The sequence below is a fragment of the Sphingobacterium tabacisoli genome, assembly GCF_017908035.1.
GTDB classification, from domain to species: domain Bacteria; phylum Bacteroidota; class Bacteroidia; order Sphingobacteriales; family Sphingobacteriaceae; genus Sphingobacterium; species Sphingobacterium tabacisoli.
Genome location: NZ_JAEQMU010000001.1, coordinates 223,568 through 249,332 on the forward strand (window position 1 = coordinate 223,568; position 25,765 = coordinate 249,332).

Consider the following 25,765-nt stretch of genomic DNA (forward strand, 5'->3'; position numbering starts at 1 on the left):
ATTAATTAGGTAATGTAGGTCTGGTCACTGCGGGTCTTTCGCTGCTCAGGGTATTGATAAAAGCCAACAGCGCACTACGCTCATCACGACTAAGATTTAATGGTTTGATATGTGGCGATAGAACACCGGATATACGTTGACCATTCATCTGCGGCATACCATCGCTTAAGAGGTCGACAAGGAGATCAAGGGACGCTACAGATCCATTGTGCAGATAGGGGGCAGTATGGGCTACGTTTCGCAATCCAGGTGTTCTGAATTTCCCTCGGTCGGCATTGATATTGGTGAAATTAAAACGTCCATAGTCTGGAAGTTGTTGTTGATCGAGCGAATTGCCAAGATTATGGTATTGTAGATCAGTGAAGAAGGGACCGTTATGACAGTTGATACAAGCCGCTTTGGTACGGAAGAGATGTAACCCTTCGAGCTGTTGGTCATTCAACGCGCTGAATTCGCCTTTGATAAATCGGTCAAAGCTAGTCTCACCGCTTACTATACTTTTTGTATAGGCCGTTAATGCGGCTAAGATACGCTCTGTAGTGATGTTGTCATCTGCGTATGCTTCCTGAAATAGAATGCGATACCCCGCTATGGCCTGTAGTAGTCCAGGCAATGCCTGGACATCGCCTGCCATCTCATGAGGTGATTCAATAGCGATGGTAAGCTGCTCGGCGAAGGTCTTGGCACGACCATCTAGCATGAGGTGTCCATCTAGATGCCAGGAATCTTGTATAGATGGGGTGTTCCGATTGCCGCCACCAACAGCTACTACCGCTCGATCGATCCAATAGTTTTCAGCGACATGGCACGATGCGCAGGAATTATTGCGCTTGCCCAATCGGCTATCAAAAAATAAAATTTTGCCCAGTTCTACTACTTTTGGGGATTCTGTCTGTACACGCTCCGGTAAAAATGCCAGTTCTTTTTTGGTAACTCCAGAAAACCAATTGGCCGAAGGCCATAGGTCTGGAGAGCTACTGTACTGCTCCCGAAGGGGCTTATTGACCTCGGGTTCTGGGCTGGAATTCTCCGGCTCATCAGTGTCCATACTGCTTTTGGTACATTGTACGCTTAAAACAACGGCAGTCAAGATAGACAAGAAAATATATACGGTTCTATGTCTCATCGCCAATCTGACAAATTATAAGATACGCCTACAAAAAACATTCTGCCGGGTTGCGAAGGTACTTTGCGATCTATAAAATTGAGAATGTTTTCTACATTGCAACGGACTGACATATTCTTTTCGAAAAATTTCTTTTCTAAACCAGCATGCACCAAGTAATGATCACGGACAAAGGTGTCATACCGATCCATATATCCATTGGCATTTTTATCACTGAATGGGGATTTGCCCCTGAAGTTAAGACGGAAATTGACACTGGCATCCCAAGGCTGATAGGTGTAAAAAACACGGGTATTGAACATGTGTCTGGAGCGATTTTCTATCCCCCAATAGTCAGCTGCTGTCGGGTTATAATTGACTGTACCTCCAATGGGATCGAATAGGGGAGCATAGTATTTACCGCCTTCTCTGATTTCATCACCCACTGTTTTGTCTTTGGCAATGAGGTACTGATAACCTGTGCTAAACTGTAGATTGGGAACTGGCACATAGGACAAGGAAAATTCGGTACCTTTGTAATATGCTTTCGCATTATTACGGTAGGAATAAATCAAATTCCCCTGTATATCCTGGCCTACTAGTACAGGATTGATCTGATTGGAAATATCATGATAGAAAGCACTGACTTCTGTTCGTATCTTTTTGTTGAGCGTCTCGAATATTAAACTGAAATTATAGGATTTGCTCATTTCTGCATTGAGTGTCAATCCCTTGATCTCGTTATACACGGGTTCGAGTTCGTATTGGCTCAGCTGCCCCTTTTCCATCATCTCATTTATGGTATTACGCAGTACCATGCTGCCTACCATCATATTATTATGGGCTGGGTTATACGATACCTGATACATCTTGCGCATATCAGGCGCTTTAAATGCGGTACCATATGCCGCCTTGAAAGTCAAGACCGGAAGTATTTTATATTTCAGAGCCATGGAAGGATCCAGACGCCAACCGTACTTGGCAATATAATCATAGCGTAGTCCTCCGCTCACTTCTAAGTGGTTAAAGAGCTGCCAATTGGCCTGTGAGTAGGCGAAATAAGAGGTAATACTGTTCTGATTGTTAAGGATGTTTTGATCGATAGTCTCTAATGTTCCCCCTACACCTGAAATAACATCCAGATTATTTTCTAGAGAATAGGATACTTGTTGCTCTAAACGATGTAGAATTTGTCCGAAATTGGTCTGGTTTAAGCTATCACCTTGTGATAAAGTAACACTCATGTCGGCATTGTAGCGCGTTAGGTAATAGCGCGTCATACTTTTCCAACGTGTATTGAAGATGTGTTCGAAGTTTGTGGACAGGTTAATGTCATATTCGTCTAATACATCCTGTGTCTGAAAGTTTACCCCAAAATCTTTATTCATAAAACTGCGGCGCATACTACCGCGACCCATGACCGAGAGTAGATTGTGAGGGTTGAATCTGTAGCGAAAGCGCGCCTGTGCACCATAACTATCGTAAGGAGGAGCTGTGGTACCTTTAATATTGCCCTGGTCGGTGTTGAATCCGTCCGTATGATAGTAGTTCGTATTTAAGGCAAGGCTACCTTTATTTTTTAAAATTGGAGCTTCGCCATCTACCGAAAGATCCAGGGTATTGTTTGTACCATAGTTGACCGTACCATAGAGCTGGGGTGCCGTAATATTATGACGTGTAATAACATTGATCGTACCACCTAGTGCATCACCACCATATAACAAGGAGGCTGCACCTTTCGTGATTTCTATACGTTCTACATTACTTACGCTTATACGGGAAAGATCAAAACTACCTCCATTTCTTCCGACCATGGGTTGTCCATCAATTAAAACCAGAACATATTCGCTCCCAAAGCCCTGCATCTGAACACCGACTGAACGGGATCCTGATCCTACATCGTTGACTATGGCAACTCCCGTCTGTTCTTTGACGACCTCATCGAGACGTCTGCTACCCATCAATTGTATGGTGCGTCGGTCAATAATAGTAACGGGCATAATACTATTCTCGATTTTGATGAGGGATTCTGCATTGCTATTTCCTTTTCGTTGTCGTGTCACCAAGACGTTCTCAAGGTTGGTATCTTTTTTTTCTAATACAACATCGTACGTGTTTATCGTGTGGGTCAGCTTTATGGTATCTATGCGTGTTTTGAAACCGATGCAGCTCACTTCGAGAATAACGGTGCCCAATGCGGCCTGTTTGAATTCATAAAATCCCTCGTTAGTACTGAGAACACGTCGCAATCCAAGTCCTACAGTAGCTTTTGTCAGTTCTCGGCCTTCTGGGTCTGTAATTTTTCCGCGCAGTACCACTTCTTGCGCAAAGGCGCAGCTGGTAGAAATGAGCAGCAGGTATAGTATAATAATACGGTTCTTCATTATATAAAGTTGTCATCCTGTTCTAAAGGAGCTCTTTTTAATTTTTAGTGCGAATATTCCGGCTACCGTCTTTTTGGATAAAATATCTAAAAGTCAGATAGGGTGAAGGCCAGTTACGGTCCGTGAGTGCCTCTGGTGCCCCCCGATACATTGATATCAATTGCAACTTGCCGTAGCGATAGCTGCCATCGGCCTGTTCCAATCGGAGATAATAGGCCCGGTAGGGGAAGGGTTTGGCTATAAATGTACTGCCATACTCATACCAGGGGTTTATACCAGGACCATATTCTGATGTGTAACTGATCTGTGCCTGCTCCGCAGGTCTACTGTCAAAAAAGTCATCATCTGGCGCTTCATCCATAAAATCATAACCATAGTCGTATGGAATCAATGCAGATTTTGTAATAGGACCTCCGAATCCGGGATTTAGGTTGTATGTGGCATTGTTCAGCCAGATATGACTGTTCATATCGCCGGTAAAAGCAATGTCCCAATCTGCGGTAGTGAGGTAGCGTAAAGAATCTGCGGCATCGCGAATAAACTGTTGCTTGCGATCGCTGAAGCGGAAGGTAAAGATGCTGTATTTACCGGTTTCTTTGCCACTTTTGCTGTATTCAACTTGTATAAAATTACGGTTGTCTCTATAATCGGCATTATTGACCATAAGTGTCCAGGCTTTACCATTATAGAGGTATACGCGTCCGTTATCATTGTCTGCATACACCCACTTGATTTGGGGATTCGCTGGTGCTGTTTGCAACGCACCACGCCAGTCTATTGCTATACCGTCATTTTGTTCAATCCCCAGATGGCCATCGATATCCATTTGATACCATTGGCCGCTCCGGAAAAGATATGATTTGCCGTCACTTGTGCTTTTATATGCTGTATTCTCTTGTGCCGATGTTGGATGGTTGGCCATATTGGCCAACCATGTTATATCTTCGTCGCTGCTGCCATTTATCTTTGCTGCCGCATTGATGAATTCCTGGTTTTGACTTACAAATCGGATCGAGTCCGTATTTTTGGTGGTAAAATAACGCTGTCGCAGGTATACGTCACCCGCCTCATAGTTTTGTTCCCATCCGTCCGACGCCAGAGTGTCACCTGGAAGATCGAATATCACTGTGCTATATCCATCTTGGTAATCCGGTGTAAGGTCTTGCAACTTATAACAGGAACTTAATGTTACAAAAGCTAGCAGAATGGCACTGATAGGAATCGTCTTGTACCCGATGTTGTTCATTACGATATGTCGGCTAATTGATATAAATTCTATTCGCTGCAGTGTATGTAATAGCAATATCCTGCTTGCCGGTTTTATCGTTTAAGATATTGTAAGAAGGATAGGTAAAAGTAATGTAATCCACATAATCCCCTGCGGAGCTTGTCAATGCAGGCAATTTGAAACTAATCGTATTGCCTTCCTGTTTGAATTCAGAAACCGTAATCAATTTGTATTCCCCATTATTAACATGGTAGAACGTGATTTTGGAACATTTGCCGGCGTAGTACTTAATTGCTCTACCTGCCAGCTCACCATCATCCATGAGAAATCTGATTTCGTCACCAACTTTTATGGTCTTGGCAATAGGAGCCTCTTGTTTGAAATGGGTGTTAAATAAAGGATGAGGTCTAATATAGCCTTGCGCCACGTTTATGGTCTTGGTGCCGATATTTAATTTGATATCGTGACGGCCTGTATCCATCGCTGTGGTATAGTCAGGAAGTTTTGCGCCTATCACGGTCGACTTGATAGTTGTTGTCGTTAGGTCAAACTCAAACCCGTCGCTAGCTCTACGGGCAAAAACACGGACAGCATTGGGATCTCCCCCAGCTAGAAAATATTGACCGTTGATAACCACCTGAGGAGAACCTGAAAACCATTGAAGCCATGTGGCATTATTAGCGGCCAGGATAATTGGGTTAGGGGTCTGTAATATAAACCTAAGTTTATATGTTTTTATTGTAGCATCTTCTGCGGTCACCGTAAACGATAGACTTTCCGTAACGGTAACAGGCTGGCCTGATGCTGGCGATACCGATGCTCCTTTGGATACAGCAATGGTCGGGGTAATGCTTTCAGGTATAGCTACAGCTTTATCCCAATAGATGAGGAGCTCATCACCGGAAATAACGGCTTGAATAGAATCTCCTTCTGTAAAGCTTTTGATAGCAAACTTGGTGATCTCATTATAAGGGAGCTTTATCTGCTCATATTCTGTCTTTGTACAGGAACTTATATATACTACCGAAAGTGTAAGTACGGTAAGTACGAATTGCTTGATATATTGTCTCATTTCTGTTCTAAAAAAATTAGGTGTCTTGAATTAAAGAATTTGCATAAAGAAAGGTACCGCACTTAGGTTGTTTTTGCCCCAACCCGTTGCGTCTTCGTAATCAAAATAGAGCGCAAAAGAAGCATGATTTACAACAATGCCCGAAACCGATGAATTGCCTTCATATTTTCCAGCAGGTAAATTCGGAACACGAAGTTTTACTTCGGCTCTATCATACGAAATGATTTCTAATTCGATGGGTGTATCAAACAGCGATTCCGGAAAATCGGCCGGTACAGTGGTTGGTCCTCCAGGTGTTTGTTTTCGGATAATCATATACACCCGTTTCAACCCAATTATGGTTCCATTTAAGCTATTGTCAAAGGCTTGATTGCTCCGGACTTTGAGTACAACTTGATCACCTGTTTTTTTGGTCCAAGCGGTAAGGCTAGATTCAGCAGCATCGTAAAAACCTGGCTTTTTGTACGTCAATCGAAGGGGAGGTAGTGTCGTTGTGCGGCCTTTGTGCATAAACTTGATGTCGTACAAACCAGAATCTGCCTCAATATTCGTACGTAACTGTGCCTGATAGTAGGCGTTAGAGTGGTTGATCGTTAGGGTATTTAATGCCAACAGATCGCTACGTACCTTGCCGGTAGAGCGGTGGGTGGCTTCAAAACGTAAATCTCTACTTGTAGATTCAAAATTACCCAGAATATTGACCCGACCTCCAGCGACAACCTCTAACGGACTTGTGGTATTAATCTGGGAAGTTGATGCGTTGAAACTATATCCTGCAATTAATGCCTCTGGGTAGGCTTGTGTCTTGATAATCAGTGTGTAATTTCTTATTATATCGTCTGATCCTAGGACATGATATTTGTAACCTATTGTATCGACAGGTACAGGCTCTATGCCTCCATCGAGGTTTATTTCCTTTTTGTCCGCATCGACCAATATAGCGCCTGTTTCGATTTTGATTTCAGGTACGATAACATCAATACCGGAGTAATAAGGGATGTAAAGGGTGATCGTACTGTTGACATCATCGATCGCTCCAGAAAGCGGTTGAGCATCATTCGTGACTTTATATTCTAAAATTCGATTACTTGTTTTCTCTTCTAACGGAACGAGTTCGGTTTTTGTACAGGATGTGATAGCGGTAAATACTACGCTCATGCTTAAGAGTATGTATAGTGTGGTTAAAAATTTCATATGATTAATTTGATTTTTTTAATAAAAAATTAGTTAGATACTGTTATTCTGCGGCTAGACATATTTACAGTCAGCTTTTTGTTGCGTTCTATAAAACCAAAGCGTTTTTCATGTGCTTTAATCACCATATATCGAAAACTTATGGCTGAAGTTATGTCAGGATGACGCATCATTTTTAAGGGATCCATAATATCTTTGTAGAAGCTTTGGATTTCTATTTTTGCATAGTTTCCCGCGGCAGTTTTGATAACTATAGTCCGCGGTTTTAAAGGCTTTCCATCTAAACTTTTAGCATGAGGAAATGCTTTGATGAGATCCTTATTCAGACCATATACCATATGCCAATAGCTTCCTAGGGGTGGTTCTTGTTGGTTTGGACCTAAGCTTTCACGAATGAAGTTTCCAAAGAAGGTGTAAACAACATGGCCTAAAGGTTCCCCGAAATGCCCTTGATCATCCAATCCTGCATAGCCTGGTTGTTTGAAAAGATGATCTTCAGGTACCTCCGTAATGTCGTCGTAAAATCCTTCTAAAACAGCGATTCCACCAATTCCAGAAGAACCATATCCAAATCCGGACTGACTGCCGTTATTGGCGATGACAGCACTCCTGGCAGTGCCGCTAAAGGTGATATCCCAGCGTTCTGTGGACCGATAGGCTGTAGCGACCGAAGAAAACTTCTCTAAACTGAAAAATATCGGATCCTGAGCATCTACGGGTTTATGTCCTTTGGGCATATTGTCGCCGAGATTAAGAACCTGAATCTCTCTATTGAAAACGGAATCACTGGGTGGGGTGTCAGGCTCCCAGTCAAAACCATTGAGATCGTAGACTTCGCCACAGGAAACCAAAGTTAAAATCATACCAAATAGTACAATTAGAGGTTTTATTTTTGATTTGATACATGGTGTTTTCATGATTTATTTTGTACTTAGATTACGACTCCCATCCTGTTGAATAAAGTATTTGAAAGTAAAATAGGGTGCAGGCCAATAAAGGTCAGTTACAGCTGGAGGATTGCCCTTGTAGGCGCTCATGATTTGTAACTTGGCATATTTTCCAGTAGATAACCGTAAGACATAGGTGCGGTTGGGATAGGGTTTCATAATATGTGTGTTGACATCGTAACTGTACCAACCTGGAGAAGTATTGTCCGTAGCCCAGCCAATGGAACTGATGTTGCTTTTGTCAAAATCGCTGTCGGCAGGTGCAGTATCAACGGCGTTATAGGACTGATTAAGCATAATGATTGCTGTATTGTCTATGTTACCATCATACCCGGGAGTCCCATTATACTTTTTGTTGTTGATTTGTATATCACCATTATAGTTGCCAGAAAATGCTAAATCCCATTCGTCGGTTTTAAACCAACGAAGAGAATCCTCTTTACTGCGAATCCAAATTTGTTTCTTTTGTTGGAGGTTGTACAAAAAGGTATAGAAAGGACGTTTTTCCTTTCCATCGATGCCGTTGGCAATAGAAGCTTTGGTATCTCCCGCTAAATCGTATATAATTGTGCTCTTACCATCTTCTAAAGAAGGCGATGCGTTGTCTTTGCTACAACCTGTTGCTATTAAAAGAGCCGTTAATGCAAAGAGTTTATTTAAACCAATTCTAAATAACATGATGCAAAAGTGTTTATTTTGTTTTGAAATAGTTATATGCAATCCGTATTATTTTATATTCAATCTGAATTTTTAGCCTGCGGTAGGAATGGCGAGGGTATATTGTTGGTGACGGTTATATACTTTTGTACGAACGATACAGCCTAAATGCTCCAATAAACGCACGGTTTTATGTACTGTGGCCCAGCTTACATGGTGACGTGCTCGGATGGTCACCCAAAAGTCTTCGACACTGCCTATGCACTGAATGTTGCAAAGTGTTTCGATGATGATACGACGTTGCTGACTGATCATATAACCTTGATCAGTCAACATTGTCAGTATAGTTGCTTTAGTCTGTTCCATTATTGGAAATTAAGAATTGGCGATAGCTGAGCTCGCAAAGACTTGTCCGAATTTTTCGAATGTTTCGTTTGCTGTGCTTACCATACTGTCTTCCTCTTCTTCTGTTTTTGGAACCTGATTCAAGACTTCGGTAAAGGCTGTCCACATTTTTCCACTATCTGCGCCATACCCTGAAAAGAAATGAAAGCCTTTATCCATGCCGTATTTTTGAAGCATCTGTACGATGTAAGGCCCTCCCATGATCGATCCTTCTAATACATATAAAGCACCAAAAGCTTGCGGTATGTTTGTGATTGTAGGAGGGATTGCCAAAGGTAATGTTTGAATATCCGAACCTAATTCTTCAATATCCTTTTTTAAATAGGAGGAATTTCGTCTATCGGCGATATCCGGAAGAGTATCGGTATTGATAAATGGTGCTATAGCTCTTTCTATAGCATTGAAATAAGCGTAGAAGTTCTTTAAGACTTCAGCATAGTCAGACGGATTGCGTACGTTCTTAAGTTGAAGGACAACAGTCTTTTCTAATTCTTGATGGGCTTGTTTTGTAGCCTCTTTAATTTTTATACTTACCATAATGATACAAAAATGAGCAAGACTTGTTGTACTCGCTATATGCCATCCGTATTACTTTATATGCAATCCGTATTATTTTTAATCAGTCTATATAAAAACTTGTTTTTGCTTGTTTTTAATTATTCCTTTGCATCATTATGAAACAGCTAACGACTTTAATTTGTATAGGGATAGCCTTTTTTGTGAACCAAAAAGTGATGGCGCAACACCGTGTTATTACGTTGAGTAGCGCCTTGAGTGAGACGGTGTACGCGCTAGGAAAGGGAGGAAGCATCGTCGCAGTGGATGTGACAAGCGAGTTTCCGTCAGCTATAAAACAGAAGCCCAGAGCAAGTCGGGATAGGACTTTCTCGTTGGAAGGGTTGTTATCTTTTAAGCCAGATATGGTGCTTACAGCTCCTAAAGAGCTTAGCTACGCTGTGGAAACAAAGCTCAAGCGATTGGGAGTAAAGGTCGTCACAATAGATCAAGAGTATTCGGCCAAAGGCGCGGAGCGATTTATCAAAGATGTCGCTACGGCTGTGGATGCTAAAGAAGCAGGCAATACGTTGGTCGCACGATTGCAACAGGATATGAACCAGGCATTGGCATCGGTTAAAAAGGCTGGTGGAAAAAAGCCAAGGGTACTTTTTATTTATGCACGTGGAGTGGGGTTGATGAGTGTTGCTGGTAAGGGTAGCCATATTGATGCAATAATCAATCTAGCTGGGGGAAGTAATGCGGTTCAGGAATTCAGTGATTTTAAACCCTACACGACAGAAGCATTGATTCGGGCAAATCCCGATGTTTTGCTTTTGTTCGATTTTGGTGTCAGTAGTATAGGTGGCAAGCAAGCTGTACTAAATATGCCAGGGGTTGCGTTGACGAATGCAGGAAAGAATAAGCAGGTAATTTCTATGGATGGTCCTTTGTTGATTAATTTTTCTACGCGCCTGCCTCAGGCTATAAAAGAGTTGAGTGCTCAATTGTCTATTTTAAAATAAATTCCGGTGAAGAAGAAGGTCATATATATATTGTTAGCGGCGTTACTACTAGTAGCAACACTGGCTTCGCTTAGCCTAGGAGCTTTTTTTATTCCCTTGGGGGAAGTATACCTAAATATGATGCAGAAATTTGGTCTGTGTCTAGAGGTGCCAGCTGATGAGCTCTATAGTAATGTAATTGATCTGGTACGCTGGCCACGTACCTTATTAGGGATATTGGTAGGAGCCGCTCTGGGGATCAGCGGGGCTGCGATTCAGTCGATATTCCGAAATCCTTTGGCTGAACCGGGATTGATCGGTATATCAGCAGGAGCATCTTTGGTAGCGGCTTCTATCATTGCTTTTGAAGCAGTTTTGTTTGCAACTTTGGGACAGCTTTTTGGCCATTATCTATTAGCTGTTGGCGCATTTACGGGGGCGGGTGTGGCGACTTGGTTGGTGTATAGAATTTCGCTTTATGAAGGGAAACCCCATATTGGCACCATGCTGTTGGCAGGGGTAGCTATAAACGCGCTAGCAGGTTCATTGACGGGATTGGTCTCTTTTCTGTCCGATGAACAGCAGTTGCGGTCGATTACATTTTGGATGTTGGGTAGCCTGGGAGGCGCTACTTGGGATGCCGTATGGACGCTCTTACCTTTTGTTGTCGCTGCTTTGCTTGGATTACCGCTGATGGCAAAAAGTCTGAATGCATTTTCGTTGGGTGAGCAGGAGGCTCAGCAGCTTGGACAGCGCCCGAATAGAATCAAGGTACGGGTCATTGTTTTGGCCACGATGGCTGTGGGAGCCGCTGTATCAGTGGCGGGAATAATAGGTTTTGTGGGATTATTGGTGCCTCATGCAGTACGTATGTTGGGAGGAGCAGATAATAGGTATGTAATGCCAGCCTCGGCACTGCTAGGGGCGGTGATATTGACGATCGCAGATCTCATTGCAAGGACGATAGCGATGCCATCGGAAATTCCGATAGGTGTGGTGACCGCGTTATTGGGAACACCGTTATTCTTATACATATTAATTCGGGACAAAAAGAAAATAATTGTCTAAAAGTGGTTTTCTACCTTTATTTTAAAAAATGCTTGTTGCAGAAAATCTAACATACTCGATCAAAAAACATAGTATCCTCAAGGGGATCAATTTTGTAATTCAACCAGGAGAAATGGTTGCTCTTTTAGGGGCAAATGGGGCTGGAAAATCTACATTGATTAAGATGCTAAATGCAGAACAGTCCCTATCGGAGGGTAAGATCAGCTTATTTGGGACAGATCTAAAGTCTTATTCTCCACTTTCTTTAGCTAAAATGCGTGCTACTATGGCACAGCATCATCATGTGTCCGCAGATTTTACAGTGGCTGAAATTGTTATGATGGGACGTTATCCACATTATAACAGTAATCCAAAAAAAGAGGATCTTCTGGTGGTGCAAGAGACGATGAGTTTGTGTGGTGTGGATCATCTGGAACAACGCTCTATCTTAAGTCTGTCGGGTGGTGAAAAGCAAAGGGTGCACCTAGCGCGTGTATTGGCTCAGTTATGGAAGCAGCCTAACTGTCTTCTGCTCTTGGACGAACCTATATCTGCTATGGATATCAGGTTTCAACATCATACATTGGCGTTGGCTCGTGCATTGGCAGATCGCGGGTGGATGATAGTTGCAGTGCTACACGATATCAATCTTGCAGCACAGTATGCAGACCGCTTATTATTGATGAAGAACGGTAGAAAATTGATGGACGGAACACCTTCGGAGGTAATCAATTCGAGAAATATCTATACCATTTTTGGTATAGATGTGGAAGTGGTGGTGAACCCTAAAACGCTACATACGTATATCGTCCCAAAGACGGTAGATGTGAGTGGATGCAGTTTCGGAATGATGTAAGGGAGGCAATATAAGGGGTGATTGTTGTTTAGAATGATTTTAAATAATTAATTTTAAATGTATCTTTGTATAGATTGAATGGAGTGTTAAATATGCTAATCAAATCACGTATCGATGGGCTTTCAGGATGGCTATTTGAAGAGAATGTGCCAGATGCTTATGTGCCAAATTATCATTTGGCGGAGCAGGATATTATGGTCGATGAGAATACCATTTTTTTGAAAAATAAACAGCTAACTTCTGGCGGCTTATTCCTGATGTATTCTGAGATGTGTTTTGACGAGCCTAGAAATATCTATACAGAAGTGAATGGCGAGACTATAACCAGTCAGTTTATTTTCTATAAAAAGGCAACCGAACCGCTGAAAGGAAAGTCTAATGCACTCTACGGTCGGAGCCGTCATAACATCCGATATATTCCTACGACGAGTAGCGAACATGAAATTAAAGAAGGTATTGATTACATGTATTTTTTAATTGTGCTGAGTAAGGATTATTATTTCAATCTGATTGATCGGCATTCCATTCTACACGAGGATTTTGTACGTGAAATAGAGTTAGGGAATTATACTTCGTTCGCTTCGGAAGATTTTTTTGTGACTTTGGAAATGCGTCGTGTAATCGATGATATGATAAACTGCCGCCAGACGGGGGAATTAAAACGTATGCATACAGAGGCACGTATTCTGGAACTTCTTATGTACCAACTGGAACAATTAGGAGGTAATGGGCAGGAGCAGGAACTGATAAAAGGAGATGATATCTTTAAACTAGAACAGGCCCGTGAGGTGCTAAAGTTGCGTTATGCCTCGCCCCCTACACAGAAGGATCTCTCCCGTGAGGTCGGCCTTAATGAATTTAAGTTAAGGAGAGGATTTAAAGAATACTTTGGGATTACGGTATATGATTTCATAACTAGACTACGCATGGAAAAAGCCCGTAGGCTTTTGCTTGATGAGCAGATGTCTATTAGTGAAGTGACTTCATTGGTCGGGTTTTCTCACCAAAATAATTTCAGTATCGCGTTTAAGAAGTATTTCGGTGTGCCCCCCAGCGAATTGAAGATGTAATGATGTGTACGCTTGTGGTAATAATTGCTATAGTGAAGTACTGCTCTCCGGAAAGATGCGAGATTATATTTAATTATGGTGTTTTTCGAAGTTGTTCGATTTTCTTTAAAAGTGTTCTTTTCCCAATTTTGGACTTGCTCAGCTCAATAGCCTCAGTATAGTGTGCTATAGCTTTGTCCGTATCGGTTTCTGTATAAAGAAAACCTAATAGTTCGTGATAATAATTGTTGTCGACGAGGTTGAGTTTTTCGGCTTCGCAGATGGCTTTAGGGTATCCAAATACTTGTGCATAGGCAAAAGTCCGATTTAATGCCGTGACGGGTGAGTATTCGATCAGGATAAGTTGATTGTAGAGTTTTAGGATATGCTCCCATTTGTCTTGATCCGTAGGAGTAGTATGCCAGTATGCAATACCAGCTTCCAGGTGATATTTTGAAATCGAATTTCCGATACAGGCATTTACGAGATAGTAGTTTCCCCGTTCGATAAGTGACGTATCCCAAAGGCTTTTATCTTGTTCATCAAATAGGATAGCTTCGCCTTTGTCATCCATCCTGGCATCTAATCGTGAGCTTTGAAAGCACATTAGGGCAAGAAGTGCGCTTACCTGTGGTTGATCGGTTTCAGCATGTTCAGTGAGTAATAAGGTAAGCCGCATCGCCTCAGAACAGAGGTCTTTACGGATCAGCTGATTATTACTTTTTGAAAAATAGCCTTCGTTAAATAGCAGATACAACGTTTTTAGAACCGTATCCAACCGCTGTGTTATTTCTGACTCGCTCAGCGATTTAATCTGAAAATCATCCTTGCGAAGATTGGTTCTTGCGCGTTGCAACCGCTTTTTGATTGTTTCTGGTTTTGCTAGAAAGGCGCTGGCAATTTCTTCAATGCTAAAACCGCAAAGAATCTGTAAGGCCAGGCAAATCTGTGCTTCATCCGGATTTGCGGGATTACAGACCGCAAAGATCATCGCTAGTTGGCTGTCGGAAATAAGCTGGCTATCCAAGTCGAAATCAATTTCTTGCTGTATGTCTACACTTTGTTCGTTTGTTACTTTCGTTTCAAATAAGGCTAGTCTTTTAAAGTAATCCTTAGTCTTGTTTTTGGCAACTGTATAAAGCCAAGCAGTCGGGTTTTGAGGGATCCCGTGGATTGCCCAATGTTCAGAAGCTTTTAAAAAGGTATCGCTAGCAATGTCTTCGGCTATTTCGACGTGTTGTAGACCAAAATGACGACACAGAACGGCCGTCATTTTAGCGTATTCCTGTCGGAATAGATGGGGAATAAGTTCGATATGTGCCCGTTGATTAGTCACGTTGTAACACTTCTCTCACTTCAATGCTACCACCTACTTGTTTAAAAATGGGATTGGCTTTCGCTATTTCCACAGCTTGGTCAATGTTATCTGCTTTTATAACGATGTAACCACTGATGAATTCCTTGATCTCTGTATAGGCGCCGTCAGTGATACTATGATCAGCCTGTACATGTTTTGCGCTCCCAGCGAACGGTAAGAGGGTATTGCCTTTGTCCACGAGCATATTTTGCGATGCAATGCCGGCCAGCCAGTTCATTCTTTCCTGCATCTGTTCGGGTGTAGGTCTGAAGTCAGAAATGTCTTTCAATCTGAAAATTAATGCAAATTCTTTCATTTTATTTAATTTTAATGTTTGCCCTAATGACGATCGAGATTCAAAAAGGGGGACAGTTATTTTTTACTTTTTTAAAAAGTATGCGCTACCCTTATGATGGAGCAGTTGTCTCTAACAAATATACTGAATTGGAGCTTGTCCTGTGAAAAATTATAGCTGACGTTGGGTATGTCGCCTGAAAGGATTTGTAGGAATAAAGAAGAGGCTGGACTTATGCGTCCAACCTCTTTTTGTTATGTCTAATAGGATATTGATTCGGGATAGTGCATTACAGACTATTCCTTAATATATTCCATTAATTTCTCGAGAATATTCTCGCCTCTAAAACCTATCCCTAGAATAGTACCATCTGGACTAATGAGGAAGTTTTGAGGAATACCAGTTACTCCATATTTTAAAGCTGCTTCATTGTTTGTTCCTTTTAGGTCGCTAACATGAATCCAGGGCAGATTGTCATCCTTAATTGCTTTCAACCAATGGTCTTTTTTATTGTCTAGTGACACGGCAATGATTTCAAAGTTATCGCCTTTTAGCTTTTCATAGGCTTTAATCAGGTGAGGGTTTTCGGATCTACAGGGGCCACACCATGAAGCCCAGAAGTCGAGAAATACATATTTGCCCCGGAGAGAGGAGAGTGCAATAGGATTTCCTTTGATATCATCCATTATGAAGTCTACTGCTTGATTGCCGATCTCTACGGCATGCGTTGCTTTAAGACGTGCCGCCATTTCCTGACCTAAGTCTGAGCTTTTTACCCGCTCACTGAGTGCTTCATATCGTTCGTCAAGACTAGCGTTTTGTGTTCCACCACCATCGTTGAGGATAAATAGGCTTACATATGAATCTGGATGTTTGATAAGAAAAGCCTCCGTAACTTTGGATTTTTCTTCCGCAATCTTTCTTAATTTGGGGAAGAGTGCTTCGCGTGCTGTTTCGTTATTCTCCCGACCATATTGTATCATCTGCTGGGATAGAGGACGCATTTCTTCGTCTAATGGTCTGAGTTGAGCTTGTAGCACATTGTTATCGTTCTGCGCTTCACTTCCCTTTATCTTTGCTTGCCTAATATTTTTTCCATTGACCACAAAAGCTGTGTTTTGGAGAATAAAATCTTGTTGGTCTCTTTCGTAGTATCTGGTATAATCCGAAGGATCTATCTCCTGACCTACGACGCTCATCACGATTTTTGCACGGGTCATATCTTTTTCGGTTTTTCCTGTGAAGAAGAAGGAGCCATTCTTGACGAAGGTAGAATCCTGAATGGGATCTTTTAAACCTGCTGGATTAGGGTAGCTTAAGCGTACTATTTTACCTTCATGGTTGCCGTTGAGTTTACCTTTTATGGTGAAGCTTTCTTGCGCCTGAGTGGAGAGAAAAGAGAGAGAGAATAGGATAAGGGCTATTTTATGGTTCATTTTTTTGTTTTTAGATTTAAATTACTATTGATTATTCTGCATTTCAGGATTTTCGTCCATTACTTTCTGAGGAAAGCGAAGTGTGAGACGTTCAGCTTTGAGTGTATAGGTATCTATAGGGGAGCCTGTTGCTGAATATAAGGTGTGGGTGTATTTCTGATCTTTGAATAATGGGTCAACGGACAGTCGTCTCATATCGAACCAACGGTATCCACTAAGCGCAAATTCGCGGACACGTTCTTCTAGAATAAAATTAACCAATGATAACTGCGTATCTGCAATGGGACTTGAAACTGGAGCTAGGGCTATAGGCATTCTGTGCTTGCGTAAGAATTCTACGTCTTCTTTAGCTCCCTGTAGATCATTAAGTCTAGCTTTACATTCGGCACGTAACAGGTAGAGATCGGGAACGATTACTCCCATTTGAATATTACTTGGGCCGGTTCTTCGAAGAAATCCAGAGGGATAAGCTGGTCCGTAATAAGCATTGGATGAATAGAAGTTCAGACGTAGGTCTGTTGGATCAAAAAGATTTACTGTCCTTTTATCTAGGACCAGGTCATTAGATGATGCCGGCCAATAGGTTTGTTTTGCATATATACTCTCTTTGATGTTAGGTACAAATGGATAGTTGGGGCCAAAAGAGGTTATTGGTAAAAACTCACCGCCCGGACCAAAGGTTTTGTTATAATCATATAGAGCGAGTGGAACAGTAGAATTGCTTAGTCCAGTCAATGCGTTATTCAGGTGCTTTAGGGCTTCCTCTGGGTTTCCCATGAAGAGATATACCTTGCCCAATAATCCTTCGGCGGCAATCTTCGACATCCGTACGCGGTGCGATGGTGTTGCTGGAAGATTGGGAATTGCCTGAACCAGGTCTTTGATAATAAAATCATATACTTCTTTGACCGATGCTCTCGTAAACGTGTTGGCGGTGACATCAGCGCTTTCCAGTATTGGAAAACCGAGATCTGTAGCGGATGTAGTCGCATGATAAGGTTTTCCAAAAAGATTGATCAATAGAAAGTAAGTCCAGGCTCTGCCGGCTCTGGCCTCGGCCTGTAAAGACGCTTTCTGTTTTTCTGTACCATTCGTAGCTTCGGGAAGCTCATTGATGATCTTGTTATAGACATAGATATTTTTAATGGGTGTTTCAAGCTCTGAAGCATTTTCAGATGGCTCATAAACTATCGCGTCCCAGCGAAAAAGTCGCTGATTTTTCAGACGGCCTCCATCGAAATAGGGTTGAATGGCAGCGATTTCGTCGCCCATGACAACTTGTGCACTGGCATTGATACTGATGAGTTCTAGATTATTTAACAATAGATCATAATCAGCAACCTCATCGGCCACTAAACGTCCTTTAGGGGTAACCTCTAGGAAATCTTTTTGACAGGATGCCAGAAAAAGAACTAATCCTGTCAGTAATATTGTTTTATAGGTTGTTTTCATAACTGTTTACCTTAGAATTTGACATTTGCACCAAATGAAATAGTGCCTTGGTGCATACGCATACTGCGTATACCTTGGGAGGTATCCATATATTCTGGATCGATATTATTTTTATTGGCTTTCCAAAGCATAAGGTTGGATACTTGAGCTCGTAAGGTAATACGATCTGTACGAATGCTGTTGAGCAACGAAACCGGTAAATCGTACGCCAACGTGATATCGCGGAGTTTGATGTAAGATGCACTGACCACATTGATATCTGCCAGGGTATAGTATTGGAAATCACGACGGGTGTAGCTGAGCGAAGAGTTAGAAACATACGAGGGAATATCGGTGTAACGCTCATCCCCAGGTTTTTGCCAGCGCTGTGCAAAATCGGCGTGGAGATTGCCTGTGGTCAATCCCTCACGAAGGGCGCTCGAGTGATGTAATCTATTGGTATATGTTTGATTGACATCCTTACGCATCACATGACCTAGATTGAAAATTACAGCGGCACTTAGACTGAAATTTTTGTAATGGAAAACGTTAGTCATACCACCGCTCCAAACGGGTTGAAAGGTGCCCTGATAGAACACATCTTCTTGCAAGGCACTATTGGGTGCTTTGGTCTCGGTTCCGTCGGCAAGAAGGATTTTAGGATCGCCCAGTTCATCAAGACCTACAAAATTGTAAGCAAATAATGCAAAAGCAGGAAATCCAGCTACATAGTTTTGCCATATACGTTGCATACTGCTGTTGTCGTAGGTGGCTAAGTTCAGTTTTGGAATCTGGTTCTTGTTGTATGCTATATTGAAGATCGTATTCCAGGTGAAAGCATCGTTTTTAAGATTAATCGTGTTTAATCCCAGTTCGATACCTTTATTTTCCATATCACCAAGGTTTCCGATGATGTTAGGATAGCCACTGAAGGTGTTGGTCGGCATGACACCTAGCATATCGCTTGTCCGTTTGCGATATAGGTCTAGGGAACCAGATATACGGTTGTTAAATAGACCGAAATCTAGACCAATGTTGATGTTTTTGGTGCTTTCCCAGGTTAGCTTGGTATTGGATGGCGTCGCGATGGTCAAGCCTGTTCGTCCGGGAAGAAAGCCACTTTGTACGGTGCTAAGGATATCCTTTGATGCCGCTGTCCCTGGTTCAGGAGAATTACCGGTCAATCCGAAAGTGGCGCGCAGCGCTAAATCCTGTAGCCAGTCTTTCTTAGGCATGAAATCTTCTTTACTTAATAACCATTTCCCACCGATGCTCCATACCGGTCTGTTTTGGGCTGATTTGTCCAGACCAAATAGATTGCTCCTGTCGATACGGAAACTTCCATTGATGGCATATTTCCTATGGTAGGTGTACGCGGTATTGGCGTAGTAAGATATAAATCTGGATAACCGTTCGGTTTGATTAAAAGCATCATTGTTGAGTAAGCTGCTATCCCAGTAATTAGGCATAATGGGGTTGTCTACGCCAAATTCTCCGAGCGTATTATAATCGACTGCTCCAAAGGTTTGCAGACGCTCATTATAGCCTCTTACGGTGCTACGGTTGGTGGTATAGAGCTGCTCTTGTACCTCTTGGCCAACAAGTAGTGTCAGTTGATGGGTATCAGCCTGCCAGTTTTTATTATAGCTCAATTGGTTGCGCACTGTCCAGCTCTGTTGATTCTGATTGGTCAGGCTATAGCGGCCTCCGTTCTTAGGAAGGTAGTAGGTTGGTGTAGAACCTCCATTGGGGGCGACGGTAAACTGTACCAATTCGTTACGTACCATATAACTTTTGGTATCGTCATAGCTTTCCATTTTTGCATTACCTTTGGTATAGCCGTAGGTTCCTTCAAATGCTAAACCATCGATAAGTTTGATGTTAAGCCCAAGTACATTGCGGCTTAGGAAGTTGTTGTTTTTGCTGTGCCCGTAATCAAACTCATCCAGTGGATTGTAGTTGAGGTCGATAAGACTGAGATCTTGAAATTCTTGACGCATTTCTTCGCTCAGATCCATCATATAAGGCATAGAGAGATTGCGACCAAAGGCATCTCTGAACAGTTGATAAGGGTAGAAATTAGGATTGACGCTGGCATTTCTTTTGCTGCTGTTTATACCGTTAGTAAGGTCGGTAATCAGGTTTAATCGGATGTGTTTGCCCAATTGAAAATCCTGTCTGAGGTTGACCTTGTAGTTGTTGTCTTTCTCGCCAGGCTGATTGCTCGTAGCCTTGGTATAGGCTGCCGATCCATAGAACGAATAGTTGGTACTGCCACCAGAAAGGGATACCGAGTGGTTCATTAAAGATGCATTACGGTAGAATAGATCTTTAATCTGTTGTCTGTTGTCTATATTGGATAAACTGTCTAGCCCATGTTTTGCCTGCTCGGCAGAGATTAATCCATTGGCTAGATCATACTGTATACGTTGATGAGGAGCTATACCGGCACTACCAAATAGATAAGGGTAAACTTCCTCCCAGGGATAATTGATGGGATCGAAAGTTTCGATAGCTGCCTGAATAAATTGTTTGCTATTTAAGGTCGGAATATAATTCAAATCGGGCTTGCCCTGAAAGTTCATAAAAGCACTGTAGTTGACTTTCAGTCGATCGCCAGGTGTTCCTTTTTTGGTCGTGATTACAATCACACCATTGGAAGCTCTTGCTCCCCATATCGAAGCCGCGGTAGCATCTTTGAGCACTGTGATATCGGCTACATCCTGTGGATTGATACTCGATACATCATCGATAGGGATGCCGTCGACGACAAATAGTGGGTTTCTATTGGTACCGATGTACCCCTGTCCATTGGGATCGCTGATACCAATGGTAGATAGTCCCCTTATTAGGAACGGATTTTGCGCAGCACTCGGTGAATTATTTACTGTAAGTCCGGGAATAAGACCGTCAAGACGCTGCAGGATGTTCATGCTTCCAGTACGGTTTTCCAAGATAGCCATATTGGGCTTAGCATAGGATCCCGTACTGCGTTCTTTGGAAATGGTTTGGTACCCCGTATTGACCACCTTGATCTCTTCGAGTTGATCCACTGCCGGCTTTAATATAACCGTACCTATATTTGTGTTGGCCGTTGTGCGATGTGTTTTATAACCTACATAGCTGATAGCGATGTTATGCTCTTTACGTACATTTTTAAGAATGAAATAACCGTTCTGATCGGTACTGGCAGAAGCACCGCTCTCTATGACGGTAATAGTAGCATCGGGTAGGGGCTTGCCGTTCTCGTCAGTGATTCTGCCGCGTACGTCAATCGTGGACTGCAGGGCAAAGGTATCTGCCGGTGTGGTGGGGGAGGCTTCTACGGTAATGGTCTTGTCGATGATGCGATATCCAAAAGGCGTATCCTTCAGTAATTCTTCCATGACCTCGCTCACTGCTGCGTTCTTGAAATTTACAGTAACGGTAGATTTGTTGAAAGCGGTGTTTTTCATCAGGACATCGTAACCGGTTTGTTTTCTGATTTCGACAAATACCCGGCCCATACTGATGTTCTTCCCAGTTAATGTAAGCTGTTGGCCAAAGCTGTTAGCACTCAGTTGCAGTTGACATAGGATCAATATGAAAACTGTTAATTTCATAATTAATAAAAATTTAAGGCTGTAGCCTGATGGAAGCAAACAGCGGATTCTAGTATAAATTTTATACATTTACGTAGTCTTTTATGGTGCTGTGGTCAATCGCGAAAATGAGTTACAGTACCAGGTTGAAAAATAATTGTTAGTCAATTGTTTGAAATCAGATCAAGAAGGCTTCGACTCCAGTCGAAGTCTTTTTTTGATCTATAGCGCTTAGCTGTCGGTGTTTTTTCTGCTCATCTCGTATAGGTTATATGTTAAAAAATAAGTTAGTTATCAATTTTTATTTGTTCTTGACGTGAATCTCACGCCCTTTGATTTCAAAGTGTGCGATACCTGTCCGCTCGATGATATCGAGTACTTTGGATAGCTGTTCGTATCGGCTGATGGTACCCAACATGGTTTCTTTTTTGAGTGATGGATTGTCGTAGATCACGCTGACATTGTACCATCGTGCTATTTTATGCATAACATTTTCCAGGTTTTCACTATCGAACAGGAAGTAACCTTCTTTCCAGGCAATGGCGTCGCTCGCGACTATCTTTTGAATATGGATCTTGCCCTGCCGGACTGTTGCCTGCTGATCGGGAGCCAGGACTTTGGTATACACGGCGTCTCCATAGTTCGTAGAGAGTTGTACTGCACCTTCCAAAAGGGTGGTCGTTACGGTCGATTCTTCCTGGTAGGCGTTGATATTAAAAGATGTACCGAGCACCCGTACCTGCTGGTTGTCACTGATGACGATAAATGGATGCTGGCTATCCTTGGAGACTTCGAAGTATGCTTCGCCCTGCAGTGTCACCTTGCGCTGCCCTTCGTGGACCGGAGCTGTATTGTAAGTAAGACTCGAACCTGCATTCAGCCATACTTTGCTTTTGTCCGGGAGAATGACTGCATAGGTTTCGCCCTTTGCGGTGCTTAGGGTATGGATTTCGTTACGCAGCTCTGATTCGGCGATGGTATAAGTCAATTGACCATCGTTAGATTTGCTGATATGGATACCAGCCTGCTGCTGGATATCTCCGTTCTCGAGGTTATTGAGATTGATTTTGTGGCCGTTGCCAAGCGTAAGTGTAGCTCCCTGGCTGCCTGGTACAACTTTGCTTTGCGTTAACTGCTGTTGGTCGCTATGTGTCGTCTGCTGTCTGAGGAGGTAAACACCCAAGAATAGGAGTATGATAGCGGCAGCTGCGGCGATACGGAATAAAGGCCGCTTATAAAAAGCTGTTGGCGCTGCTGGTTCCCTAAATGGAAAAGCTTCATCCAATTTTTTCATATCATTGACAAATACACGTATATCTTCGAGGGGCTTTGCATGCGCTATATACTGATCATACCAAGCATCCAAAAGGGTACGCTCTTCAGTCGTGATTGTACCTTCTTTGAGCTTTTTCAGTAGTTCCTTGCCTGTCGTTCGTTTCATTAGTGTTTATAAAATTGATGATAAGTAGTCCGCTCGTTCGCCTTATAGTCGTTAGACAGGCAACCGGGAGGTAGGGGGACAATAAAATTTAAAATAATCGTTTTCTTGGTGAAAGGCCTCACCATGGAAGGTCATCCTACCAGAATAGGGACAGGAACAGGCTGAGTTTGATTTTGAGACGAAGGATCCGGATTGCTCTTTGCATCTGTTTTTTGACCGATTGATCGGATATATTGAGCTCTGTCGCAATCTGTTTGTACGTCATCCCTTGTTTGCGACTCATTTCGAATACCGTCTTCATCTTTTTGGGCAGTCGCTCGATCTCCCGTAACAGCAGTCCCTCGAGCTCTTTGTGACGTAGGGGGTGATCGGTGGTGCTGGTTGTAAAACTTAAAAATGTATCGATAGAACCAATGTACCTGTCGACCACTTTTTGATGGGCTATAAAATTCAAGATTCTATTTCGGATAGCTCCATAGAGATAAGCATCAACCGAATCTGGGACAGGTAGGGATTTCCGTTTGGCCCAGAGAGAAGCGAACACCTCTTGTACCATATCACGGGCTTCATCATGGTCACTGAGTGATCGATTAGCATGAAAATAAAGAGCTTCCTTATAACGGTGATACATCTCGGAAAAAGCACTCTCGTCGCCCTGGATGAGTAGGGTGAAAAGGTGTTTGTCAGAAAAGTCGCTATAACAAGTCATCTTTTAAAGCTCAAGTTGGTCTTCGTCCTGACAATTATAGATAAAATTTGATATAAATTGTCTAAAGTATATTGTTTTTTATGATGGGAATTGTTTTGCAAGAAGCCTTGGCGTAAGTGTAGGAGATAAGAAAGGGTAGTTGATAGGTAGTTGTAACAGTTTGGTCTGGTTTTAATTGTCAGTCGTTGAGTGCTTTAGAATTGATAGTGTCCGCAGAGTACGATAAGCCACTTCCTTTGGTGTTTTATAGTCTTTAATTTTGGGAATAAATCCAGCCTAGAAAGGTATTACAAAAGACAATTTATAAGATATGAAAACAAGATTTTTATGTATGCTGCTCTTTATGGGAGGAGTATTGATGGGGCAGGCCCAAGAGAAAATAGAAGATGTTGTAGGAGGATGGACAGTGGTCAAATGGATACAACAGATTCCGGAAGAAAATGATAAACCTACAGTACGGACAGATCATTATGAAACTGGTGAAAATATTTGGCAAATCCAAAAAAACGGAAAAGCTACGAATAAGCAGAAAGATAGGAAGTTGATAAAGGGCTATTATCTGTATGTGGAGGATGGTAGGCTTTTCTTGACCCATAAAGAGGATTCAGCTAATGAATTGTACTTGCTACAGCGAAAAGATGGACAATTGTTGATGTATGATGTGTTGGCACATGACTTTGATGATCCCAATGGTTATAAGAATATCCATCATCTGGTAAAAGTCAAACAGTAAATATTCCGTAAAATAGGATTAAAATATTTTTTGGATAAAGTGGTTATGGTGTTTTTGTCTTAAATTTGATTATATACTTTAGCACAGTCATGACTATGAATACATTTTCAACAAGGGCATTTGGTACGGAAGCACCAGAAGCCGATTTAAAACCAATGAGCATCCAACGTAGAGAAGTAACCGCCAAGGATGTGGAAATCGATGTTCTATATTGTGGTGTCTGCCACTCTGATTTACATACGGCAAGAAACGAATGGGGAGGGACTTCCTATCCAAGTGTACCAGGGCACGAGATTGTGGGATGTATCACTAAAATAGGTGGTGCTGTAACAAAGTTTAAAGTTGGTGATTTAGTAGGTGTAGGCTGTATGGTAGATAGTTGTCGCCATTGTGAGAGTTGTAAGGATGGGGTGGAGCAGTATTGTGAAAATGGGATGACAGGTACCTACGATTCGCCCGACAAATATCTGGGAACGCATACCATGGGCGGATATTCAGAACGTGTTGTGGTTGACGAGGATTTTGTATTAAAGGTACCTACTAACCTAGATCTCGCAGCCACAGCCCCGCTTTTATGTGCTGGCATTACCACTTACTCTCCTTTACGACATTGGAATGTAGGCCCTGGACAAAGGGTCGGAATCGTAGGAATCGGTGGGTTGGGACATATGGGTGTCAAGTTGGCAAAAGCAATGGGGGCCTATGTTGTTGTGATAACAACGTCCGCTTCCAAAAAAGAAGATGCTTTGCGCTTAGGAGCAGATGAGATTATACTGTCTACCGATGAGGAGCAGATGAGGAAAAATGCAGGAACGCTACATTTTATTCTAGATTGTGTTTCGGCACAACATGATATCAACGCCTATTTAAGGTTACTAAAGCGAGATGGACAGCTTACATTAGTGGGGGCGCCAGAACATCCATTGCCTGTGGCGGCATTTAGTCTTATCCCAGGACGAAAGAGTTTTTCCGGGTCGCTGATTGGGGGGATTGCCGAAACGCAGGAAATGCTCGATTTCTGCGGAAAGCACAATATCACATCTGATATTGAACTGATCCGTATGGAAGATATTAATACAGCCTATGAACGTCTGTTAAAAAGTGATGTAAAGTATCGTTTTGTAATTGATATGGGCAGTTTGAAAGATTAATGAGATATCGGTTTTTGATAATCGGAAGTGAAGTAATGGATCTATTGCTTCACTTTTTTTTTCTGAAAGTATATGTATTATGGATTCGATTCTATATTCCAAGGGATCAATGAGCTCTCTTCGTTCGGTTTAATGGGCATCAAGAACTTTTTTCATGATGATTTGCTTTTTGTATTGGTATTCTGAAG

At 42.2% G+C, this 25,765-nt stretch carries 22 protein-coding genes; 6 read left to right on the forward strand and 16 right to left on the reverse strand.

Features of this window, described 5'->3' with window-relative positions; all coding sequences use genetic code 11:
* Position 1: 1 nt before the first annotated feature.
* The 9 genes from JKG64_RS00830 to JKG64_RS00870 form a co-directional block, all read right to left on the reverse strand.
* The gene (locus tag JKG64_RS00830) at positions 2 to 1,126 is read right to left on the reverse strand and encodes a cytochrome-c peroxidase (protein ID WP_210352443.1); all 1,125 of its coding nucleotides are present in this window, start codon (positions 1,124 to 1,126) and stop codon (positions 2 to 4) included.
* Positions 1,123 to 3,489: a TonB-dependent receptor gene (locus JKG64_RS00835; protein WP_210352444.1), complete on the reverse strand. Its 2,367-nt coding sequence runs from the start codon at positions 3,487 to 3,489 to the stop codon at positions 1,123 to 1,125. The genes JKG64_RS00830 and JKG64_RS00835 overlap by 4 nt, the downstream gene beginning before the upstream one ends.
* Before the next feature lie 37 nt (positions 3,490 to 3,526).
* Positions 3,527 to 4,735, reverse strand: coding sequence for an HmuY family protein (locus JKG64_RS00840; protein ID WP_210352445.1), 1,209 nt, complete (start codon positions 4,733 to 4,735; stop codon positions 3,527 to 3,529).
* Between the two features lie 13 nt (positions 4,736 to 4,748).
* A complete protein-coding gene (locus tag JKG64_RS00845) occupies positions 4,749 to 5,789 on the reverse strand; it encodes a hypothetical protein (RefSeq protein WP_210352446.1) in 1,041 nt (346 codons plus the stop codon).
* A gap of 30 nt (positions 5,790 to 5,819) precedes the next feature.
* The gene (locus JKG64_RS00850) at positions 5,820 to 6,983 is read right to left on the reverse strand and encodes a hypothetical protein (RefSeq protein WP_210352447.1); all 1,164 of its coding nucleotides are present in this window, start codon (positions 6,981 to 6,983) and stop codon (positions 5,820 to 5,822) included.
* A gap of 29 nt (positions 6,984 to 7,012) precedes the next feature.
* Positions 7,013 to 7,900, reverse strand: coding sequence for an HmuY family protein (locus JKG64_RS00855; RefSeq protein ID WP_210352448.1), 888 nt, complete (start codon positions 7,898 to 7,900; stop codon positions 7,013 to 7,015).
* Positions 7,901 to 7,903: 3 nt separating this feature from the next.
* Entirely contained in the window at positions 7,904 to 8,608 is a 705-nt protein-coding gene (locus tag JKG64_RS00860; protein WP_210352449.1) for an HmuY family protein, read from the reverse strand.
* Between the two features lie 72 nt (positions 8,609 to 8,680).
* On the reverse strand, positions 8,681 to 8,953 hold the full coding sequence (locus JKG64_RS00865; RefSeq protein WP_210352450.1) for a transcriptional repressor: 273 nt from the start codon (positions 8,951 to 8,953) through the stop codon (positions 8,681 to 8,683).
* A gap of 9 nt (positions 8,954 to 8,962) precedes the next feature.
* Positions 8,963 to 9,529, reverse strand: coding sequence for a biliverdin-producing heme oxygenase (locus JKG64_RS00870; RefSeq protein ID WP_210352451.1), 567 nt, complete (start codon positions 9,527 to 9,529; stop codon positions 8,963 to 8,965).
* Positions 9,530 to 9,666: 137 nt separating this feature from the next.
* Here JKG64_RS00870 and JKG64_RS00875 point away from each other — a divergent pair, with 137 nt between their 5' ends.
* The 4 genes from JKG64_RS00875 to JKG64_RS00890 all read left to right on the forward strand — a co-directional run bounded on the left by JKG64_RS00875 (position 9,667) and on the right by JKG64_RS00890 (position 13,464).
* Positions 9,667 to 10,512 (forward strand): heme/hemin ABC transporter substrate-binding protein, encoded by an 846-nt coding sequence (locus JKG64_RS00875; RefSeq protein ID WP_210352452.1) that lies wholly within the window; start codon positions 9,667 to 9,669, stop codon positions 10,510 to 10,512.
* A 6-nt stretch (positions 10,513 to 10,518) separates the two neighbouring features.
* A complete protein-coding gene (locus JKG64_RS00880) occupies positions 10,519 to 11,559 on the forward strand; it encodes a FecCD family ABC transporter permease (RefSeq protein ID WP_210352453.1) in 1,041 nt (346 codons plus the stop codon).
* A 28-nt stretch (positions 11,560 to 11,587) separates the two neighbouring features.
* Entirely contained in the window at positions 11,588 to 12,394 is an 807-nt protein-coding gene (locus tag JKG64_RS00885) for a heme ABC transporter ATP-binding protein (protein ID WP_210352454.1), read from the forward strand.
* Positions 12,395 to 12,486: 92 nt separating this feature from the next.
* The gene (locus JKG64_RS00890) at positions 12,487 to 13,464 is read left to right on the forward strand and encodes a helix-turn-helix transcriptional regulator (RefSeq protein ID WP_210352455.1); all 978 of its coding nucleotides are present in this window, start codon (positions 12,487 to 12,489) and stop codon (positions 13,462 to 13,464) included.
* Between the two features lie 73 nt (positions 13,465 to 13,537).
* Here JKG64_RS00890 and JKG64_RS00895 read toward each other — a convergent pair whose 3' ends face one another.
* The 7 genes from JKG64_RS00895 to JKG64_RS00925 all read right to left on the reverse strand — a co-directional run bounded on the left by JKG64_RS00895 (position 13,538) and on the right by JKG64_RS00925 (position 23,693).
* Positions 13,538 to 14,779, reverse strand: a complete 1,242-nt coding sequence (locus JKG64_RS00895) for an RNA polymerase sigma factor (RefSeq protein WP_210352456.1) — start codon at positions 14,777 to 14,779, stop codon at positions 13,538 to 13,540.
* Complete coding sequence (locus JKG64_RS00900) at positions 14,772 to 15,116, reverse strand: YciI family protein (RefSeq protein ID WP_210352457.1); 345 nt, start codon at positions 15,114 to 15,116, stop codon at positions 14,772 to 14,774. The genes JKG64_RS00895 and JKG64_RS00900 overlap by 8 nt, the downstream gene beginning before the upstream one ends.
* A 275-nt stretch (positions 15,117 to 15,391) precedes the next feature.
* Positions 15,392 to 16,531, reverse strand: a complete 1,140-nt coding sequence (locus JKG64_RS00905; protein WP_210352458.1) for a TlpA disulfide reductase family protein — start codon at positions 16,529 to 16,531, stop codon at positions 15,392 to 15,394.
* 24 nt (positions 16,532 to 16,555) lie between these two features.
* The gene (locus JKG64_RS00910) at positions 16,556 to 17,983 is read right to left on the reverse strand and encodes a RagB/SusD family nutrient uptake outer membrane protein (RefSeq protein ID WP_210352459.1); all 1,428 of its coding nucleotides are present in this window, start codon (positions 17,981 to 17,983) and stop codon (positions 16,556 to 16,558) included.
* An 11-nt stretch (positions 17,984 to 17,994) separates the two neighbouring features.
* Positions 17,995 to 21,564: a SusC/RagA family TonB-linked outer membrane protein gene (locus JKG64_RS00915; RefSeq protein WP_210352460.1), complete on the reverse strand. Its 3,570-nt coding sequence runs from the start codon at positions 21,562 to 21,564 to the stop codon at positions 17,995 to 17,997.
* Between the two features lie 280 nt (positions 21,565 to 21,844).
* On the reverse strand, positions 21,845 to 22,984 hold the full coding sequence (locus JKG64_RS00920; RefSeq protein WP_210352461.1) for a FecR family protein: 1,140 nt from the start codon (positions 22,982 to 22,984) through the stop codon (positions 21,845 to 21,847).
* 136 nt (positions 22,985 to 23,120) lie between these two features.
* Positions 23,121 to 23,693: an RNA polymerase sigma-70 factor gene (locus tag JKG64_RS00925; protein WP_210352462.1), complete on the reverse strand. Its 573-nt coding sequence runs from the start codon at positions 23,691 to 23,693 to the stop codon at positions 23,121 to 23,123.
* A gap of 310 nt (positions 23,694 to 24,003) precedes the next feature.
* Here JKG64_RS00925 and JKG64_RS00930 point away from each other — a divergent pair, with 310 nt between their 5' ends.
* Both JKG64_RS00930 and JKG64_RS00935 read left to right on the forward strand, forming a co-directional pair.
* Positions 24,004 to 24,426, forward strand: coding sequence for a hypothetical protein (locus JKG64_RS00930; protein WP_210352463.1), 423 nt, complete (start codon positions 24,004 to 24,006; stop codon positions 24,424 to 24,426).
* A 95-nt stretch (positions 24,427 to 24,521) separates the two neighbouring features.
* Complete coding sequence (locus JKG64_RS00935; RefSeq protein WP_210352464.1) at positions 24,522 to 25,577, forward strand: NAD(P)-dependent alcohol dehydrogenase; 1,056 nt, start codon at positions 24,522 to 24,524, stop codon at positions 25,575 to 25,577.
* Positions 25,578 to 25,765: the final 188 nt, after the last annotated feature.

Bases quoted from the DNA above. Each gene is read 5' to 3' on its own strand.
- JKG64_RS00830 (WP_210352443.1), bottom strand. From the start codon at position 1,126: ATGAGACATAGAACCGTATATATTTTCTTGTCTATCTTGACTGCCGTT.
- JKG64_RS00835 (WP_210352444.1), bottom strand. From the start codon at position 3,489: ATGAAGAACCGTATTATTATACTATACCTGCTGCTCATTTCTACCAGC.
- JKG64_RS00840 (WP_210352445.1), bottom strand. From the start codon at position 4,735: ATGAACAACATCGGGTACAAGACGATTCCTATCAGTGCCATTCTGCTA.
- JKG64_RS00845 (WP_210352446.1), bottom strand. From the start codon at position 5,789: ATGAGACAATATATCAAGCAATTCGTACTTACCGTACTTACACTTTCG.
- JKG64_RS00850 (WP_210352447.1), bottom strand. From the start codon at position 6,983: ATGAAATTTTTAACCACACTATACATACTCTTAAGCATGAGCGTAGTA.
- JKG64_RS00855 (WP_210352448.1), bottom strand. From the start codon at position 7,900: ATGAAAACACCATGTATCAAATCAAAAATAAAACCTCTAATTGTACTA.
- JKG64_RS00860 (WP_210352449.1), bottom strand. From the start codon at position 8,608: ATGTTATTTAGAATTGGTTTAAATAAACTCTTTGCATTAACGGCTCTT.
- JKG64_RS00865 (WP_210352450.1), bottom strand. From the start codon at position 8,953: ATGGAACAGACTAAAGCAACTATACTGACAATGTTGACTGATCAAGGT.
- JKG64_RS00870 (WP_210352451.1), bottom strand. From the start codon at position 9,529: ATGGTAAGTATAAAAATTAAAGAGGCTACAAAACAAGCCCATCAAGAA.
- JKG64_RS00875 (WP_210352452.1), top strand. From the start codon at position 9,667: ATGAAACAGCTAACGACTTTAATTTGTATAGGGATAGCCTTTTTTGTG.
- JKG64_RS00885 (WP_210352454.1), top strand. From the start codon at position 11,588: ATGCTTGTTGCAGAAAATCTAACATACTCGATCAAAAAACATAGTATC.
- JKG64_RS00890 (WP_210352455.1), top strand. From the start codon at position 12,487: ATGCTAATCAAATCACGTATCGATGGGCTTTCAGGATGGCTATTTGAA.
- JKG64_RS00900 (WP_210352457.1), bottom strand. From the start codon at position 15,116: ATGAAAGAATTTGCATTAATTTTCAGATTGAAAGACATTTCTGACTTC.
- JKG64_RS00905 (WP_210352458.1), bottom strand. From the start codon at position 16,531: ATGAACCATAAAATAGCCCTTATCCTATTCTCTCTCTCTTTTCTCTCC.
- JKG64_RS00910 (WP_210352459.1), bottom strand. From the start codon at position 17,983: ATGAAAACAACCTATAAAACAATATTACTGACAGGATTAGTTCTTTTT.
- JKG64_RS00915 (WP_210352460.1), bottom strand. From the start codon at position 21,564: ATGAAATTAACAGTTTTCATATTGATCCTATGTCAACTGCAACTGAGT.
- JKG64_RS00920 (WP_210352461.1), bottom strand. From the start codon at position 22,984: ATGAAACGAACGACAGGCAAGGAACTACTGAAAAAGCTCAAAGAAGGT.
- JKG64_RS00925 (WP_210352462.1), bottom strand. From the start codon at position 23,693: ATGACTTGTTATAGCGACTTTTCTGACAAACACCTTTTCACCCTACTC.
- JKG64_RS00930 (WP_210352463.1), top strand. From the start codon at position 24,004: ATGAAAACAAGATTTTTATGTATGCTGCTCTTTATGGGAGGAGTATTG.
- JKG64_RS00935 (WP_210352464.1), top strand. From the start codon at position 24,522: ATGAATACATTTTCAACAAGGGCATTTGGTACGGAAGCACCAGAAGCC.